The 14,887-nt window shown below is 72.1% G+C and carries 10 protein-coding genes; 5 read left to right on the plus strand and 5 right to left on the minus strand.

Annotated elements, in window-relative coordinates; genetic code table 11:
- Positions 1 to 23 precede the first annotated feature (23 nt).
- From ABZ809_RS05385 to ABZ809_RS05400, 4 genes are all read right to left on the minus strand, one after another.
- Complete coding sequence (locus tag ABZ809_RS05385; RefSeq protein ID WP_357561147.1) at positions 24 to 1,313, minus strand: GAF domain-containing protein; 1,290 nt, start codon at positions 1,311 to 1,313, stop codon at positions 24 to 26.
- 151 nt (positions 1,314 to 1,464) lie between these two features.
- Positions 1,465 to 3,351, minus strand: a complete 1,887-nt coding sequence (locus ABZ809_RS05390; RefSeq protein ID WP_357561459.1) for a proprotein convertase P-domain-containing protein — start codon at positions 3,349 to 3,351, stop codon at positions 1,465 to 1,467.
- 217 nt (positions 3,352 to 3,568) lie between these two features.
- Positions 3,569 to 4,843 (minus strand): 4-aminobutyrate--2-oxoglutarate transaminase, encoded by a 1,275-nt coding sequence (gene gabT / locus ABZ809_RS05395; protein ID WP_357561148.1) that lies wholly within the window; start codon positions 4,841 to 4,843, stop codon positions 3,569 to 3,571.
- 31 nt (positions 4,844 to 4,874) lie between these two features.
- On the minus strand, positions 4,875 to 6,311 hold the full coding sequence (locus ABZ809_RS05400; protein ID WP_357561149.1) for a gamma-aminobutyraldehyde dehydrogenase: 1,437 nt from the start codon (positions 6,309 to 6,311) through the stop codon (positions 4,875 to 4,877).
- Between the two features lie 135 nt (positions 6,312 to 6,446).
- Between ABZ809_RS05400 and ABZ809_RS05405 the strand changes: the two genes are divergently transcribed.
- Positions 6,447 to 7,886: an aldehyde dehydrogenase family protein gene (locus ABZ809_RS05405; RefSeq protein ID WP_357561150.1), complete on the plus strand. Its 1,440-nt coding sequence runs from the start codon at positions 6,447 to 6,449 to the stop codon at positions 7,884 to 7,886.
- Positions 7,887 to 7,910: 24 nt separating this feature from the next.
- On the opposite strand, the gene ABZ809_RS05410 is transcribed toward ABZ809_RS05405, so the two are convergent.
- Complete coding sequence (locus ABZ809_RS05410) at positions 7,911 to 9,143, minus strand: SUKH-3 domain-containing protein (RefSeq protein WP_357561151.1); 1,233 nt, start codon at positions 9,141 to 9,143, stop codon at positions 7,911 to 7,913.
- Between the two features lie 81 nt (positions 9,144 to 9,224).
- Here ABZ809_RS05410 and ABZ809_RS05415 point away from each other — a divergent pair, with 81 nt between their 5' ends.
- From ABZ809_RS05415 to ABZ809_RS05430, 4 genes are read left to right on the plus strand one after another with little or no spacing between them, the layout of a single operon-like run.
- Positions 9,225 to 9,638 (plus strand): YbaB/EbfC family nucleoid-associated protein, encoded by a 414-nt coding sequence (locus ABZ809_RS05415; protein WP_357561152.1) that lies wholly within the window; start codon positions 9,225 to 9,227, stop codon positions 9,636 to 9,638.
- Positions 9,638 to 9,976, plus strand: coding sequence for a hypothetical protein (locus ABZ809_RS05420; RefSeq protein ID WP_357561153.1), 339 nt, complete (start codon positions 9,638 to 9,640; stop codon positions 9,974 to 9,976). Before ABZ809_RS05415 ends, ABZ809_RS05420 begins: the two co-directional genes overlap by 1 nt.
- 18 nt (positions 9,977 to 9,994) lie before the next feature.
- Positions 9,995 to 14,305, plus strand: coding sequence for a toxin glutamine deamidase domain-containing protein (locus ABZ809_RS05425; protein WP_357561154.1), 4,311 nt, complete (start codon positions 9,995 to 9,997; stop codon positions 14,303 to 14,305).
- Entirely contained in the window at positions 14,298 to 14,750 is a 453-nt protein-coding gene (locus ABZ809_RS05430) for a hypothetical protein (protein WP_357561155.1), read from the plus strand. The genes ABZ809_RS05425 and ABZ809_RS05430 overlap by 8 nt, the downstream gene beginning before the upstream one ends.
- Positions 14,751 to 14,887: the final 137 nt, after the last annotated feature.

Raw genomic sequence — 14,887 nt, forward strand, 5'->3', positions numbered from 1 at the left:
CGTCTCGGGTGACGGCGGGGACGTTAGTGTCGGGGACGTTGCAGCAACGTTGCGCGCGGCAGCTCGTACTCCAGGGAGAGCTGGTGGATGCGCGCGAGGGCGAGCGGCCGGCGCGGCGCGCCCGGCGGCAACGCCCGGGCCAGCGCCTGCCAGGCGGCGAGGTCGTCGGCGCCGGCCGGCGTGCCGGTCCAGGCCGCGAGCAGCGCCGGGTCGCGGGCGGCCAGCACCGCCGCGCGGACCTGGCCGTCGACCAGGCGGCGCAGCCGCGTCACTCCCGGCGCGTCCGACCCGGGCAACAACGATCCGGCGTACGCGTCGAGCGCCCCCGCCGGATCACCGCGTTCCAGCAGTTCGCCGACGGCGCGGAAGTCGGCCCGGACGGTGCCGCGCAGCCGGTAGGGGCGGGAGTCGAGCAGCTCGGGGCCGAGGATGCGGCGCAGCCGGGACAGCTCGGCCCGCAGGGTGACCGGGTGCAGCCGGTCGTCGCCGTAGAGGTCGAGGCCGAGCTGCTCGCCCGTGCTGCCCTCGGGACGGTCGAGCAGCAGCACCAGCAACTCGCTGTGCCGCCGGCCGAGGCGGACCCGCCGCCCGTCGACCCGCACCTCGGCCTCGTCCCGGCCGAGCGCGGCGACGGTGACCACCCCGGGCTCGACCGGCCGGCCGGTGGCGAGCTGTGCCTCGGCGGCCCGGGCGGTGGCGCGGACCAGGGCGAGGCTCTGCGGGTTGGCCAGGTGGTCGCCGCCGGTGATGTCGACCGCGCCGAGGAGCCGCCCGGAGTCCGGGTCGTGGATCGGCGCGGCGGCGCACGTCCACCGCTGCACGGGCCGGCTGAAGTGCTCGGTGGCGAAGATCTGGACACTGTGGTCCACCGCCAGGGCGGTGCCCGGCGCGTTGGTGCCGGCGTGCGACTCGTCCCACCGCGCCCCGGGGACGAAGTTCATCCGCTCGGCGTGCCGGAGCACCCCCGGATGCCCCTCCACCCAAAGCAGCCGCCCGTACGCGTCGCAGACCGCCATCAGGTGCGCGCCGTCCTGGGCGATCCCGCCGAGCAGGTCGCGGAAGAGCGGCAGCACCCGGGCGAGCGGGTGCGCGGCGCGGTAGCCCTCCAGCGCGTCGTCGGCCAGCTCGATCGGCGGGGTGGTCTCCGGGTCGAGCAGCGCGCCCGCCGACCGCCGCCACGAGCGGGCGACGACGTCGCGCACCTGTGGTGGGGTCGCGCCGGCGCTGAGGAACGCCTCGTGGGCGGCGCCGACCTGCGCGATCCGTTCCGCCGGATCGACGCCGAACTCCAGGGCGAGCCACGGGTCGGTCATCGGTGCCCTCCTCGCGCCCATCGTGGCGCAGGTCACCCCCGTACGCCAAGGGCCCCTCGCCCGCGGGAAGCGGTGCGAGGGGCCCTCCGGTGCGACCGGCCCCGTCCGGGGCCGGGCCCGCCCTGACGCTCAGAGGGGCAGGCCAGGACGCCTAGAGGGTCAGGGTCCAGCCGTCGATGTAGCCGGTGTCGCCGGTCGCGGCGTCCTGGACCCGCAGGTTCCAGGCGCCGTTACGGGTCTCCGTGGAGAGGTTGACCGTGTAGGTCTGGTTGATGTTGTCGGTGGAGCTGCCGGTGCGGTTGTGCAGGACGTACGCGCTGCCGTCCGGGGCGACCAGGCTGACGACGAGGTCGCCGATGTAGGTGTGCACGATCTGCACCGCGACCTTGCTGGTCGACGGGGCGGTGCCGGTGCAGCCGGCGATCGTGACGGTGCTGGTCACCGTGGCGTTGTCGGCGACGGTCACGTTGTTGGCGTTGCTGCCGGTGCAGACCGCCGAGCCGCCGCCGAGGTTCAGCGTCCAGCTGTTCAGGTAGCCGGTGTCGCCGGCGCCCGAGTCCTGGACGCGCAGCTTCCAGGTGCCGTTGGCGACCTCGGAGGAGAGGTTGACGGTGTAGGTCTGGTTGATGTTGTCGGCGGAGCCGCCGGTGCGGTTGTGCAGCACGTAGGCGCTGCCGTCCGGCGCGACCAGGCTGACGGTGAGGTCACCGATGTAGGTGTGCACGACGTTCACGGCGACCGTGCTGGCGGCGCCGGCGTTGCCGGTGCAACCCGCGACGGTGATGGTGCTCTCCACCGTGGTGTTGTCGGCCACGGTCAGGTCGGTGCCGTTGGTCTGGGTGCAGCCGGTCGTGGGCGGGGGCGTGGTGCCGCCGTCGCCGAGGTTGAGCAGCTTGTTGGGCGAGCCGGTGCCCGGGCTGGTCACCGCGTTGCTGGTGGCGTCGGCGACGAGCTTGTCGCGTACCTGCTGCGGGGTGAACGCCGGGTTGGCGGCGAGCACGAGCGCGGCGGCGCCGACCACGTGCGGGGTCGCCATCGAGGTGCCGCTGATGCTGTTCGTGGCCGTGTTGCTGGTGTGCCAGGCCGAGGTGATCGAGCTGCCGGGGGCGAAGATGTCCAGGCAGGTGCCGATGTTGGAGAACGACGAGCGGGCGTCGGTGTTGGTGGTCGAGCCGACGGTGATGCCGGCGAGGAGGCTGGCCGGCGAGCTGTTGCAGGCGTTCGCGCCGTAGTCGTTGCCGGCCGCCAGGCCGTAGGTGACGCCGTCGGCGATGGAGCGGGCCACCGCGTCGTTGAGGGCCTGGCTGAACCCGCCGCCGAGGCTCATGTTGGCCACCGCGAGCTGGCCGGCGGCGTGGTCGCCGGTGACCCAGTCGACGCCGGAGATGACGCCGGCGTCGGTGCCGCTGCCCTCGCAGTCGAGCACCCGGACGCCGACCAGCGTGACGCTCTTGGCCACCCCGTAGGCGGTGCCGCCGACCGTGCCGGCCACGTGCGTGCCGTGCCCGTTGCAGTCGTCCGCGCTGCCGCCGTCGATCGAGTCGAAGCCGGTGACGGCACGGCCGCCGAAGTCGCCGTGGGCGAACCGGATGCCGGTGTCGATGATGTACGCCTTCACGCCCGAGCCGGTGTTCGGGTAGGTGTACGAGTTGTTCAGCGGCAGGGCGCGCTGGTCGAGCCGGTCCAGGCCCCAGGACGGGGTCGGGCTCTGCGTGCCGCTGATCCGGACGGTGTGGTTCTGCTGGACGTAGCTCACCGAGGGGTCGGCGGCGAGCCGCTTGGCCTCCGCCTCGGACAGCCGGGCCTCGAAGCCGCGCAGCGCGTTCTGGTAGGTCCGGTTGACCGCGCCGCCGTGCCGGCCGGCGAGGGCGCGCGCCTTCGTCGTGACGTCGGTCCGGCCCACCGTGGCGTCCTTGAACACGACGATGTACGAGTCGGCGACGGCGGTGGCGCCGCCCGCCTGGAGGATCTGCCCCTCGGCGGGGGCGGCCGTGGCGGGTGCGCCGAACGCCACGGCGGTGGCGACGGCGGCTGTCATGACACCGGCACGCCAGCGGCGCGCGGCGGGATAGGGGAGTGTCATCCCTCGGGTGTTCCTCTCGCTCCACGACGGCGGGTCACGCCATCGATCGCAATTGATCAAAGTGAGCAAGATCGTAGAACTTCCACGGGGAAATGTGGAGATGTATGGATGCCTGGAAGTGGCGGGCGAAGCGTGGTAATGCGCCGGGGCCCGGGCCGGGCGGTCCGCCTGGTCAGCTGCGGAAGGCCGCCTCCAGGAGGTCCGCCCCCCGGTGCAGCTCGGTGTCGGAGATCACCAGCGGCGGCAGCAGACGCAGCACGTTGCCGTACGTGCCGCAGGTGAGGGTGAGCAGGCCGGCGGCGTGACAGGCCGCCGCGATCGCCGCTGTGGCGGCCGGATCGGGCTCCAGCGTGCCGGGCCGGACGATCTCCGCGGCGAGCATGGCGCCCCGGCCGCGCACCTCGGCGACGCGCGGGTCCCGCTCGGCGATGGCGCGCAGGCGGCCGGTCAACGTCGCGCCGATCCGCCGGGCCGCCCCGGCCAGGTCCAGCTCGCGCATGAGCTCGATCGACGCGAGCGCGGCGGCGCAGGCGACGGGGTTCCCGCCGTACGTGCCGCCGAGGCCGCCGACGTGCACGGCGTCCATCAGGTCCGCCCGGCCGGTCACGGCGGCCAGCGGCAGGCCTCCGGCGATCCCCTTGGCCAGCGTGACCAGATCCGGCTCGACACCCTCGTGCTCGCAGGCGAACCAGTCGCCCGTGCGGCAGAACCCGGTCTGGATCTCGTCGGCGATGAAGACCACCCCGGTCGCCGTCGCCCACTCGCGCAGCGCCGGCAGGAACCCCGGCGCGGGTACCACGAAACCGCCCTCGCCCTGGATCGGCTCGATCAGCAGGGCGGCCACGTTCTCCCCGCCGACCTGCTTCTCCACCACGTCGATCGCCCGCGCCGCCGCCTCGGCACCGGACAGCCCCCCGTCGCGCAGCGGGTACGACACCGGCACCCGGTAGACCTCCCCGGCGAACGGCCCGAACCGGTGCTTGTACGGCATGTTCTTCGCGGTCAGCGCCATCGTGAGATTGGTCCGGCCGTGGTACGCGTGCTCGAAGACCACCACCGCCGGCGAACCCGTGGCGTGCCGGGCGATCTTCACGGCGTTCTCCACCGCCTCGGCACCCGAGTTGAACAGCGCCGACCGCTTCTCGAACCCGCCCGGGGTCAGGGCGTTGAGCTGCTCGCAGACCGCCACGTACGACTCGTAGGGCGCCACCATGAAGCAGGTGTGGGTGAAGCGCTCGACCTGAGCGCGGACCGCCTCGACCACCGCCGGCGCGGAGTTGCCGACGTTCGTCACCGCGATGCCGGCGGCGAAGTCGATCCATTCCCGGCCGTCGACGTCGGTGATGGTGCCGCCCGAGGCCCGGTCCACGTAGGACGTGATCGTGCTGCCGACGCCCCGGGCCACGGCCGCGCCCCGCCGCTCGTGCAACTCCGCGGACGATGTCATGGACTGTGCCTCCGATCCGTGCGCGGGTGGGTCAGCCCTCGATGTGGTGCATGACGTGCTTGATCCGGGTGTAGTCCTCCAGGCTGTAGACCGACAGGTCCTTGCCGTGCCCGGAGTGCTTGAACCCGCCGTGCGGCATCTCGGAGACGAACGGGATGTGGGTGTTCACCCAGACGCAGCCGAAGTCGAGCCGGCGGGTCATCCGCATCGCCCGGCCGTGGTCCCTCGTCCACACCGACGCCGCCAGGCCGTACTCGACGCCGTTGGCCCAGCGCACCGCCTCGTCCTCGGCCGTGAACCGCTGCACCGTGATCACCGGCCCGAACACCTCGTCCTGGATGATCTCGTCGGCCTGGCGCAGCCCACTGGCGACGGTCGGAGCGTAGAAGTAGCCGCGCTCGCCGACCCGGGCGCCGCCGGTGTGGACCTCGGCGTGGTCGGGCAGCCGGTCGACGAAGCCGCTGACCCGGGCGAGCTGGTTGGCGTTGTTCAGCGGGCCGTAGGCCACGTCCGCGTCGTCGGGCGCGCCGGTCCTTGTGTCGCGGGCCCGCTCGGTCAGGGCCGCGACGAAGTCGTCGTGCACGCCGGGACCGGCGAGCACCCGGGTCGCCGCCGTGCAGTCCTGCCCGGCGTTGAAGTAGCCGCCGAGCGCGATGGCCTCCGCCGCCGCCTCGACGTCCGCGTCGTCGAAGACCACCACCGGGGCCTTGCCGCCAAGCTCCAGGTGGGTCCGCTTCAGGTCCGGCGCCGCCGCGGCGGCGACCTCCATGCCCGCCCGGGTCGAGCCGGTGATCGACACCAGCTGCGGGGTCGGGTGCGACACCAGCGTACGGCCGGTGTCCCGGTCGCCGCAGACCACGTTGAACACGCCCGGCGGAAGGAACTCCGCCGCGATCTCGGCCAGCAGCAGCGTCGACACCGGCGTGGTGTCGGACGGCTTCAGCACCACCGTGTTGCCGGCGGCCAGCGCGGGGGCGATCTTCCAGACCGCCATCATCAGCGGGTAGTTCCACGGGGTGACCTGGGCGCAGACGCCGATCGGCTCGCGCCGCACGTAGGAGGTGTGCCCGGCAAGGTACTCGCCGGCCGACCGGCCCTCCAGCATCCGGGCCGCCCCGGCGAAGAAGCGGAACTGGTCCACCGCCGGGGGCAGTTCCTCCTCGGCGGTGAGCGTGCGCGGCTTGCCGGTGTTGCGCACCTCGGCGTCGACCAGCTCGGCGGCGCGCGCCTCGACCGCGTCGGCGATCCTGAGCAGCGCCCGCTGCCGCTCGGCCGGGGTCGCGTCCCGCCAGCTCTCGAAGGCCGTGGCGGCGGCCCGCATCGCCGCGTCGACGTCGGCGGGCCCGGAGACCGGGGCCTGCGCGAAGACCTCGCCGGTGCACGGGTCGGTCAGGTCGGCGTAACCGCCGTCGGTCGGCTCGACGTGTTCGCCGTTGACGAAGTTGCGCAGCTGCTGCTGGTCACTCATGGCGGGATCACTCCGGTGAGGGATGCGGTCGGCGGCGGTAATCGCAATCTTCATGCCATCTTCGCTACCGAATTCGCGGCAGACAAGGTCCAAGGCGACTGTTTTCGTGGCAGGTCATTCGTCTACGCTGCTTCCGTGGAGTCCGCAGCCTTCTACGTCGCCTCCCGCCCCGCCCACGGCGAGGGCGAGCTGACCGTCCACCACCCGTACGACGGGCGGGCTGTCGGCCGTACCACCCTCGCCACCGCCGACCAGGTCGACGCGGCCGTCGCGGCAGCCGCCGGGGTGGCCACGGCGGCCGCGGCCCTGCCCGCGCACGCCCGCGCGGCGGCCCTGGAGCACGTGTCCCGGCGGCTCGCCGAGCGGGCCGACGAGGTCGCCCGACTGGTCACCGCCGAGAACGGCAAGCCGCTCAAGTGGGCCCGCGCCGAGGTCGGCCGGGCGGTCTCCACCTTCCGCTGGGCGGCCGAGGAGGCCCGGCGGTTCTCCGGGGAGCTGCAACGCCTCGACAGCGACCCGGCCGCCACCGGGCGGATCGCCCTGGTCCGGCGGGTGCCGAAGGGGCCGGTGCTCGGCATCACGCCGTTCAACTTCCCGCTCAATCTCGTCGCCCACAAGGTCGCCCCGGCCATCGCGGTCGGCGCCCCGATCATCGTCAAGCCCGCCCCCGCCACCCCGCTGTCGGCGCTGCTGCTGGGCGAGCTGCTCGCCGAGACCGACCTGCCGGCGGGGATGTTCTCGGTGCTGCCGCTGCCCAACGAGCGCGCCGCCGAGCTGGTCGCCGACCCCCGGCTGCCGGTGGTGTCGTTCACCGGCTCCGGGCCGGTCGGCGCGGCGATCCGCCGCTCCGTGCCCGACAAGCACGTCACCCTGGAACTAGGCGGCAACGCCGCTGCCGTGATCTGCGAGGACTGGAACACCGACGAGGACCTGACCTTCGCCGCGCACCGCATCGCCACGTTCTCCAACTACCAGGCCGGGCAGTCGTGCATCGCCGTGCAGCGGGTCTACGTGCACGAGTGGCTCTACGACGCGTTCCTGCCCCGGCTGGTCGCGGCAGTGCAGGAACTGCGCACCGGCGACCCGTCCGACCCGCTCACCGACGTCGGGCCGCTCGTCTCGGTCGACGCCGCCCGCCGGGTCGAGGCGTGGGTGGACGAGGCGGTCACGGCCGGCGCCACCATCGAGCTGGGCGGCCGGCGCGAGGGCGCGACCTACCCGCCGACCGTGCTGTCCGGAGTGCCGGCGGACGCCAGAGTGTCGGCCGAGGAGGTGTTCGGGCCGGTGCTCGTGGTCGCCCGCGTCGAGCACGACCGGGCCGCGTTCGCCGCCGTCAACGACTCGGCGTACGGCCTGCAGGCGGGCGTCTTCACCCACAGCCTCCAGACGGCCTTCCTCGCCGGACGCGTCCTGGAGGTGGGCGGGGTGATCGTCGGCGACGTGCCGTCGTACCGCGCCGACCAGATGCCGTACGGCGGGGTGAAGGGCAGCGGCGTCGGGCGCGAGGGCCTGCGCAGCGCCATGGAGGACTACACCGACCCCCGGGTCATGGTGCTGACCGGCCTGTCGTTGTAGGGCGAACCGCCGTCGGTGTGGCGCTCACCAGGTGCCGTCGTCGCGGACCCGCGCCGGGGCCCGGCCGAGCAGCAGGGTGGTCAACGCGGCGTCGATGTCCTCGCCGAGGAACCACTCGCCGGCCTGGTCCAACGCGAAGACCCTGCCCCGCTCGTCAACGGCGAGGATGCTGTCCTGTCGCTCGGTGCCGATGGGAAAGAGCCGTACGCCCACAAGGGCGGCGAAGTCGGCCAGCGTGTCGGCGGTGTGTGCGACCTGACGCGGACGGATGTCGAACCGGGAGATCCACACCTGTTCGCCCGGACCGCGTCGGGCGCCCACCAGGCTGGGAAAGGCGGTGAGCGTCGACACGGCCGCAGGAAAGTCGGCGTGCGCGGCGGTCCTGCCCCGGGCGGCACTGACGTCCCTGATGGCGGACAGTGCCACGATCTCGTCTCCGAAGTGGGGCCGCCAGCCGGCCGCGACGAGGGCCTGCGCGACATCCGGGGGAAACCGGCCCGGATCAGGGTCCGACTGAGGATCCGGTTGCCACGGCATCGTGAACGCCCGATCGGACCAGGGCAGCAGATGGAACTCCACGAGCAGATCGACGCACGAGTCGCAGGGGCGGTCGGCGAGCCCGCCGTGCGGATCCTCCGGTTCCCGCACCCGGAACACCTCGAATCGGGCGTCCTGGAAGAGGGCCTGTGCGTCGGCCATGTCCAGTGGGGCGATGCCCTCGGCGGCGCGGCGGTGGTCGTGGTCGTGCAGGACGTCCGAGACGACGATCAACTCGGCGTGCCGGTCGCCGCCGCGTACCAGGTGGCCGGGGGGCAACTCGTCCAGGTAGGCGCGGACCAGCGGGTGGTGGTGCAGTGTCACGTCACCCTTGGCGCCCTGGGCGCGGAAGAGGCGCCCCTCGACCGTCAGGTGCGCGGCCGTTCCGGGGGTCGGCAGCCGGCGGATCTCGCGGAGCAGTTGGCTCGCCGGGTCGACCGTGCGGGGTGCGGCGGGGCCCGCGTGCCGGCTCCGGCGGTACATCTGCTCGACCACGTCGACCGGCACGCGCGGCCAGGTCGTCACCTCGCCGGTCAGCTTGTCCACCACTGTGGTCGGCAGGTCGCCCGGCACCGTCCTCGCCTCGACGGACACGGTGGACGTGATGACGTAGCCGAGGTCGAACTCGTCCACCGTCGGGCGGCACTCGAATCCCAGGCGCTGTGACTCGCGGCGGGCCCACACGGCGGCGAGCTGTTCGGCCTGCTGGCGATCGATCACGGTTTGAAACTACCGGACCCCCACGGGTCCGTGGCGCCCGGTATGGTTCGCCCTACCGACGGTAACCGGGGGAGGGTAGCGTTGGCCGAGAGTGTGGACCGGGACGCCAACCGCGCGCTGCGGGCGCGGTTCGACGAGGTGTACGGGGACTACCAGCGACTGAGGTCCGGGTTGGACGAGTTGCAGGGCCGGCTCGCCGAGCTGCGGGTGACCCGGCGCTCCGACGACGGCCAGGTGACGGCGACCGCCGGGGCCCGGGGCGAGCTCATCTCGGTGGAGTTGCACCCTTCCGTCTACCAGGACCGCGACGCGAAGGCGCTGAGCCGGAAGATCACCGCCACGGTGCACCGGGCCGGCGAGGCGGCGGTCGCCGTCACTCAGGAGCTCGTGGCCGGCTACCTGCCCGCCGGCTCCGGGGCGGCAGACTTCCTGCGTACGGGTGACTTCGGTTCGTTGCTGGGCCGGGCCGACGCCGTGCTGCGCCGGGGCGAGTGATGGGCGGTCAGCTCTGGCTCGACCCGCAGCGTGCCCGGCGCGGCGGCACCGACCTCTCGCTCTCCGGCGAGGCGATCGTGGCGCGTCGCCGGCAGGTGGGCGGCTCGATCGCGGCGGCGAGCGCGCAGTCACCCTGGGGCAAGGACGACATCGGGGCGGCGTTCGAGCAGAAGTACCGGGGCTTCGAGGAGTTGGTGCTGCGCGTGTGGGATGGCGTGGGCCGGCACCTGGAGGGCCTCGGCGCCGACGTGATCCGGTCGGTGGACGCCAACCTGCGGACGGACGCGGCGAGCGCGGGCCGCCTCGGCCGCGTCGGCGACCAGCACCAGCAGCGCTGATCCACGGAGGAGACCGGGATGAGTCTGTTGCCGAGCCCCATCCCGCACCCGCTCGACTACTCGCCCTGGCAGTTGCCGGGGTGGGTCTACGAGGCCCTCGACTGGGTCATCGGGGTCGAGTGGCCGGAGGGGAACGAGCGGGCGGTCTGGGATGTGGCCGACCAGTGGTACGCGGTGGCCACCGCACTGGCCGGGCCACGGGCCGATGCCGTCGCCGCCGCCGGTGAGGTGCGCGGTGGATACGGTGCCGTCGGGGCGGTGGCCGCCGCGTTCGACGACGCCTGGCGCCGGGTGGCGGAGGGCGACGAGGCACCGCTGCCCGTACTGCTCGTCGTCAGCACCGAGCTGGGCCGGCTGGTGGAGGAGTGCGGCTGCGACATCGAGGGCGCCAAACTCGAGGTCTGGATCGAGCTGGGCATTCTGGTGGTCGAGCTGCTGGCGTTGGCCGTCGCGGCCGTGCTCACCGCCGGCGCGGCCTCGCCCGCCGCAGGGGCGGCGATCACCGCCACCAGGCTGATCGTGCAGCAGATCTTCAAGCGGTTGATGGCGCAGTTGGCCCGCAAGTCGCTCAAGCAGGGGCTCAAGGAAGCCGGCGAGCGGGCGGCGAAGGAAGTCACCAAGGGCGGGATGCGCGGGTTCAGCCGCCGTGCGGCACTGAGCGGCGTGTCCGAGGCGGCCGAGGAGGGCGGCATCAACCTCGCCACCCAGGCGTACCAGAACTCGACCGGCCGGCGGCACGGCCTGGACGTCACGGAGCTGGGGACCACGGCGGTCGGTGGCCTGGCCGGTGGGGCGGTGGCGCCGCTGGCCGGACTCGGCCGGCACGCCACCGGTCGGGGTGCCCGGGTCGGGGAGCACTTCGGCCGCGAGATGGCCGGCGAGGTGATGGCCGACCAGGCCGCGAGCCTCGCCACCGGCCAGGGGCCGATCTCCGTGGAGGACGCGGCCCGCGCGGCCGCCTCCGGTGTCCGCGGTTCGGCCACCACCCAGGCCGACGCGGCGTTGCAGGCGCGGCTCAGTGGCCAGATGAGCGCCCTGGCCGGGATGCCGATGACGTCGGCTGGAGGCGTCGGGCTCCCGCCGCTTCCTGGTGTGCCGGCAGCGGACGCGCCCTCGGTTGCCCTGCCCAGTGGGGCAGCGGAGTCGGCGACGTACGGGTCCGGGGCGCCGGCGAGCGCGACAGGCGAGAGCCAACGGGGCACGACCGGTGCCGAGACGGTGCCGGCACCCCGGCAATCGCCGGAGGGGCAGGCAGAAGCGCCGGGGTCCGCGACAACGACCACTGTCGGCCCTGGTGGCACGGCCGATCCGGTGGCTACCGCTGGGAGCGAGCGGGCCGGCGGGAGCACCCCGGCCGCCTCGTCAGCGTCGGCAGAGTCCACCGGCAGCCCGACGCTCTCGTCGGTCACGACGACGGCGCCCGTTTCTGTCGGCGGAGGGCACCTGACGAGCCCGGACGTCCAGACGCCCGTCTCGGGGAGCCTGCCGGGCGGGGCGGGATCTGCCAACGTCCTGCCGGCCGCCGGCCCAGCGAACGCGCCGGCACCGGTCACGGCGAGCGGGCTGAGCGCGGGCATGGGCACCGCGACCCTCGGGCCGGCCCCCACCGCATTCCCTGAGCCGAAAGCGGGCGCGCCCGCTCTGGCCGTAGGACACGTTCCGCCGGTCACGGGTCCCGACGCCACTGGGAGAGGAGCCGCCGGAACGGCATCCGAACTGCCGCACCCGGCCCCGCCCACATCGCTGCCCCCGCGCAACGTGCCCGCACCCGGTCAGAACGATCCGGCCGCGCCCCGGTTCAGGACCCCCGAGTGGTACGCGTCGCAGTGGGCCATCGAGCAGGACGCATTCGAAAGACGCCGCTACCGCGGCTACTACGAGTCGCAGCGGGCGTGGTTCGAAGACAAGCGCCGCTTCGACGAGGCCGCGCGACTGAGGGCTCTTTCAGAGGAACACCGCCAGAGGTCGCAGGACTTCGCGGCCCACGCGCTTCATCTGCGCCGGGTGGGGCAGGCGCGCCAGGCCGACGGCTGGCTGTTGGCGGCGCACGATGAGACACAGGCGTCCGGGCAGTGCCTGGACTACGCGGAAGCTGTGCTGGCCGGCAGTGCCGTGCCGTCCGTCGTGGGTGTCGTCGGCCCCACGGACTTCCGACGGATCAACGACGACGTCGGTGATCTGGCGTACGGCGCGGTGGAGACCACCGACCGCTCGGCGTTGACGGGCGACGACCACCCGCCGCCGATCGACCGGTCGCGCAGCTACGGCCAGCCCCGTGGCCTGCGCCCGCCGCTGGCCCTGCACCAGACCGACATCGAACGACGGGTGCCCCGCGAGCCCGACGGAAGCGTGCGCCGGACCCCCGATCCCCGGCGGGGCGACTGGTTCGGTTTGGTCAACGACGGCGGGCCGCGGGCCGACCCGACACGCGGCATCAACTGCATCGACTGCACCCTGTCGTTGTTCGACACCTGGCTGCACGGCCGGCCCCGGGTGGCCGCTCCCCGCACCTTCGACGGCTACGTGGCAGGTGACGTCACCCGCCCCATCGACGGCGAGCAGGACGGCATGGGGCGGGTGGAGGACGTCACCGGAGGGCGCTTCCAGCGACTCTGTCAGCCGGCCGACGACATCCAGGGCGCTGAGCGAAAGTGGGCCATCGACACCGGGTACCGAAACCTCCACCACCAACTCAGGCTCGGCGGGCACGGCAGCTTCGCCTTCGTCGTCAACAGTTGGGAGCAGGGCGGCTCCCACATCTGGGTGGCCCTCAACCAGAACGGCACGATCCTCTACCTCGATCCGCAGACCGGGGCCGTGTCGGATGCGCCCCTCTACAGGCACTGCGGCACCCCGGACCCGTACAACGCCGTCGACACCGAGGTCCTGGTGGTCGGCCCCGACGGCAGACCGATGCCGCTGGGCGGCCTGCGCCGCGGCCTGTTCAGCCAGCGACCGGACCTGCCCGAGTACCCGCCCGTCGAGACAGACCAGGGGTACGGCGATCCGCACCTCGACCGCACGTACCTGCTCGGCGAACCGGGTTCGGCCCCGCCTGACGAACCGGTGCCAACAGGGTCTCCGCCGCAGCCAGACGCAGGACAGGAGGCCGACCGGAGCGACGTACCGCCCGAGGAACTGCGGCTGGCGAGGGAACGCGCGCACGCCGACCGGTTGTCGAGGGGCCTTTCGGTCAGCGACGTCGTGGCCGGCTCGTCCGACCTGGAACGGGCGTTCGCTGCTGGGGTGACTCCGGCCGAGGTGGCGGCTGGGCTCGACCCGTCGACGCTCCGGCGGCTCGTACCGCAACTCGACGGACCCGCAGCCCAGGACGTCGCCCGGTTGTTCGCCGATCCGCGCGTGCAGCGGATGCTGGACGAGACATGGCGGGAGCCTCCCAGGGGCGAGCCGATGCTCGCCGAGAGGCTCGTCCGGCAGTTGGCACAGCAGCCGGACCTGGCGCGAATGATCCTTACGACGCCTGAATTGGCGAATTCGTTGACGGCACGTCCGGTGACGTTGCATCACTTGGCGAGCCATCAGCAGGCGGTCGATGTTCTCGGATCCGTCATCGAAGAAATTGCGGACCGAGGAGCAGGGGCAGTTGCTGCCGCTCAGGTTCCCGCGCCGGAAACCACCCCTCTGAGTAGCGGGCAGCGGCTTCTGTCGTCGGATTTTTCGAAACAGAGCGGAAGGGCTGTTCAGCCAGGGTTCGACTTTTCTCGAAGTGAAGATCTGGAATACCGTAAGCGGTATCTTGATTGGCTCTATTCTCAAGCAGCCCGAGCGCAAGTTGAGGTTGTTGCTCTGGCTGAACGGCTCGCTTTCCGGGCGTCTTCTCGTGCGGTGGCGGATGGTCGGCCGGGGCCCAAGGATAGGCAGAGGGCTGAGGACAAGGTCGAGAAGTATGAGGGAGATGCATCCCTGCTGACGGACCTTGCCGCCGCAAAGGTGACCTTCGACAAAGTGTCCGGATTGTATGCTGCCCTTTCATTGATTCGGGAGGATCCGGCAGTCGACGTCATCGAGTTTGATGACCGAATCGTCGGACCGCAGCCGAGTGGCTATCGAGATGTTCAGATGATGATTCGCACTTCGATTGGTCATGTCGCCGAGTTTCGCCTCCATCTACAGGCGCTCGATGATGTCGCCGAGTGGGAGCACGCGGTGTATGAGGTGCGGCGGGACCTGAAGGCCATCGCCAAAGAGCGGGGCCGTAAGATGTCCGACATGGAGCAGGCGATCTTCAACGGGGTCCTATTGCGGGAGCAGGAGTACTTCTGGAATGCGTTGCAAGTAGCGCTTGATGATGGGCTGAACAATGTCTGAACTGCCCGGACTGGTTCTGCCCGCATACTTCAGTTACTTCAAATCCCCGGTGAAGATGGTCCGGTCTCCCGACGGGGGAATCGCTGCCTGGAGGCTGTCGAGGAAGACCGGCGGGTGGCTGCCTGCGGATGACATTGTCGGGGAGATCCTGGGCGCTGTCGGGGGAGAGATCAGCTCGCTCACCCTGGACTCCTTCATTCAATGGACTGAGCACGACCGTGGCCGATATCTCCAAGGCGAGGGTCCGGTTTTTGCGTTGTACGAGACTGTCCGGGCGATTGTGGAGACCGCAGAGGCGGAGGGGCGGCGTTTGACGTCGACGGAACTGGCGCTGGTGCGTGGCATAAGGCGCAAGACGTTCGTCATGTTCGAGGAGCAACTCCAGCAAGCAGGTGACGCTGCGGCTGACCCACTTCTGGGAGCCGAGGACCAGGGCTCTCGCTGACTCCGCTGCGCGGGAGGCCGACCTGCTCCATGAGCTGATCCACGGCTGGATCGGCCAGTAGGCGGCGACGCCAGCGCGATCCGGGGCGGCTCGTGGCGCCGGAATAGCATGGCGAGGTGGCTGAGGCAGGCGTCGAC

Source organism: Micromonospora sp. NPDC047074 (assembly GCF_040643815.1).
Lineage (GTDB): Bacteria > Actinomycetota > Actinomycetes > Mycobacteriales > Micromonosporaceae > Micromonospora.

Coding starts and splice junctions, on each gene's coding strand:
- gabT (WP_357561148.1), bottom strand. CDS start 4,843: ATGACATCGTCCGCGGAGTTGCACGAGCGGCGGGGCGCGGCCGTGGCC.
- ABZ809_RS05420 (WP_357561153.1), top strand. CDS start 9,638: ATGGGCGGTCAGCTCTGGCTCGACCCGCAGCGTGCCCGGCGCGGCGGC.
- ABZ809_RS05390 (WP_357561459.1), bottom strand. CDS start 3,351: ATGACAGCCGCCGTCGCCACCGCCGTGGCGTTCGGCGCACCCGCCACG.
- ABZ809_RS05430 (WP_357561155.1), top strand. CDS start 14,298: ATGTCTGAACTGCCCGGACTGGTTCTGCCCGCATACTTCAGTTACTTC.
- ABZ809_RS05385 (WP_357561147.1), bottom strand. CDS start 1,313: ATGACCGACCCGTGGCTCGCCCTGGAGTTCGGCGTCGATCCGGCGGAA.
- ABZ809_RS05400 (WP_357561149.1), bottom strand. CDS start 6,311: ATGAGTGACCAGCAGCAGCTGCGCAACTTCGTCAACGGCGAACACGTC.
- ABZ809_RS05425 (WP_357561154.1), top strand. CDS start 9,995: ATGAGTCTGTTGCCGAGCCCCATCCCGCACCCGCTCGACTACTCGCCC.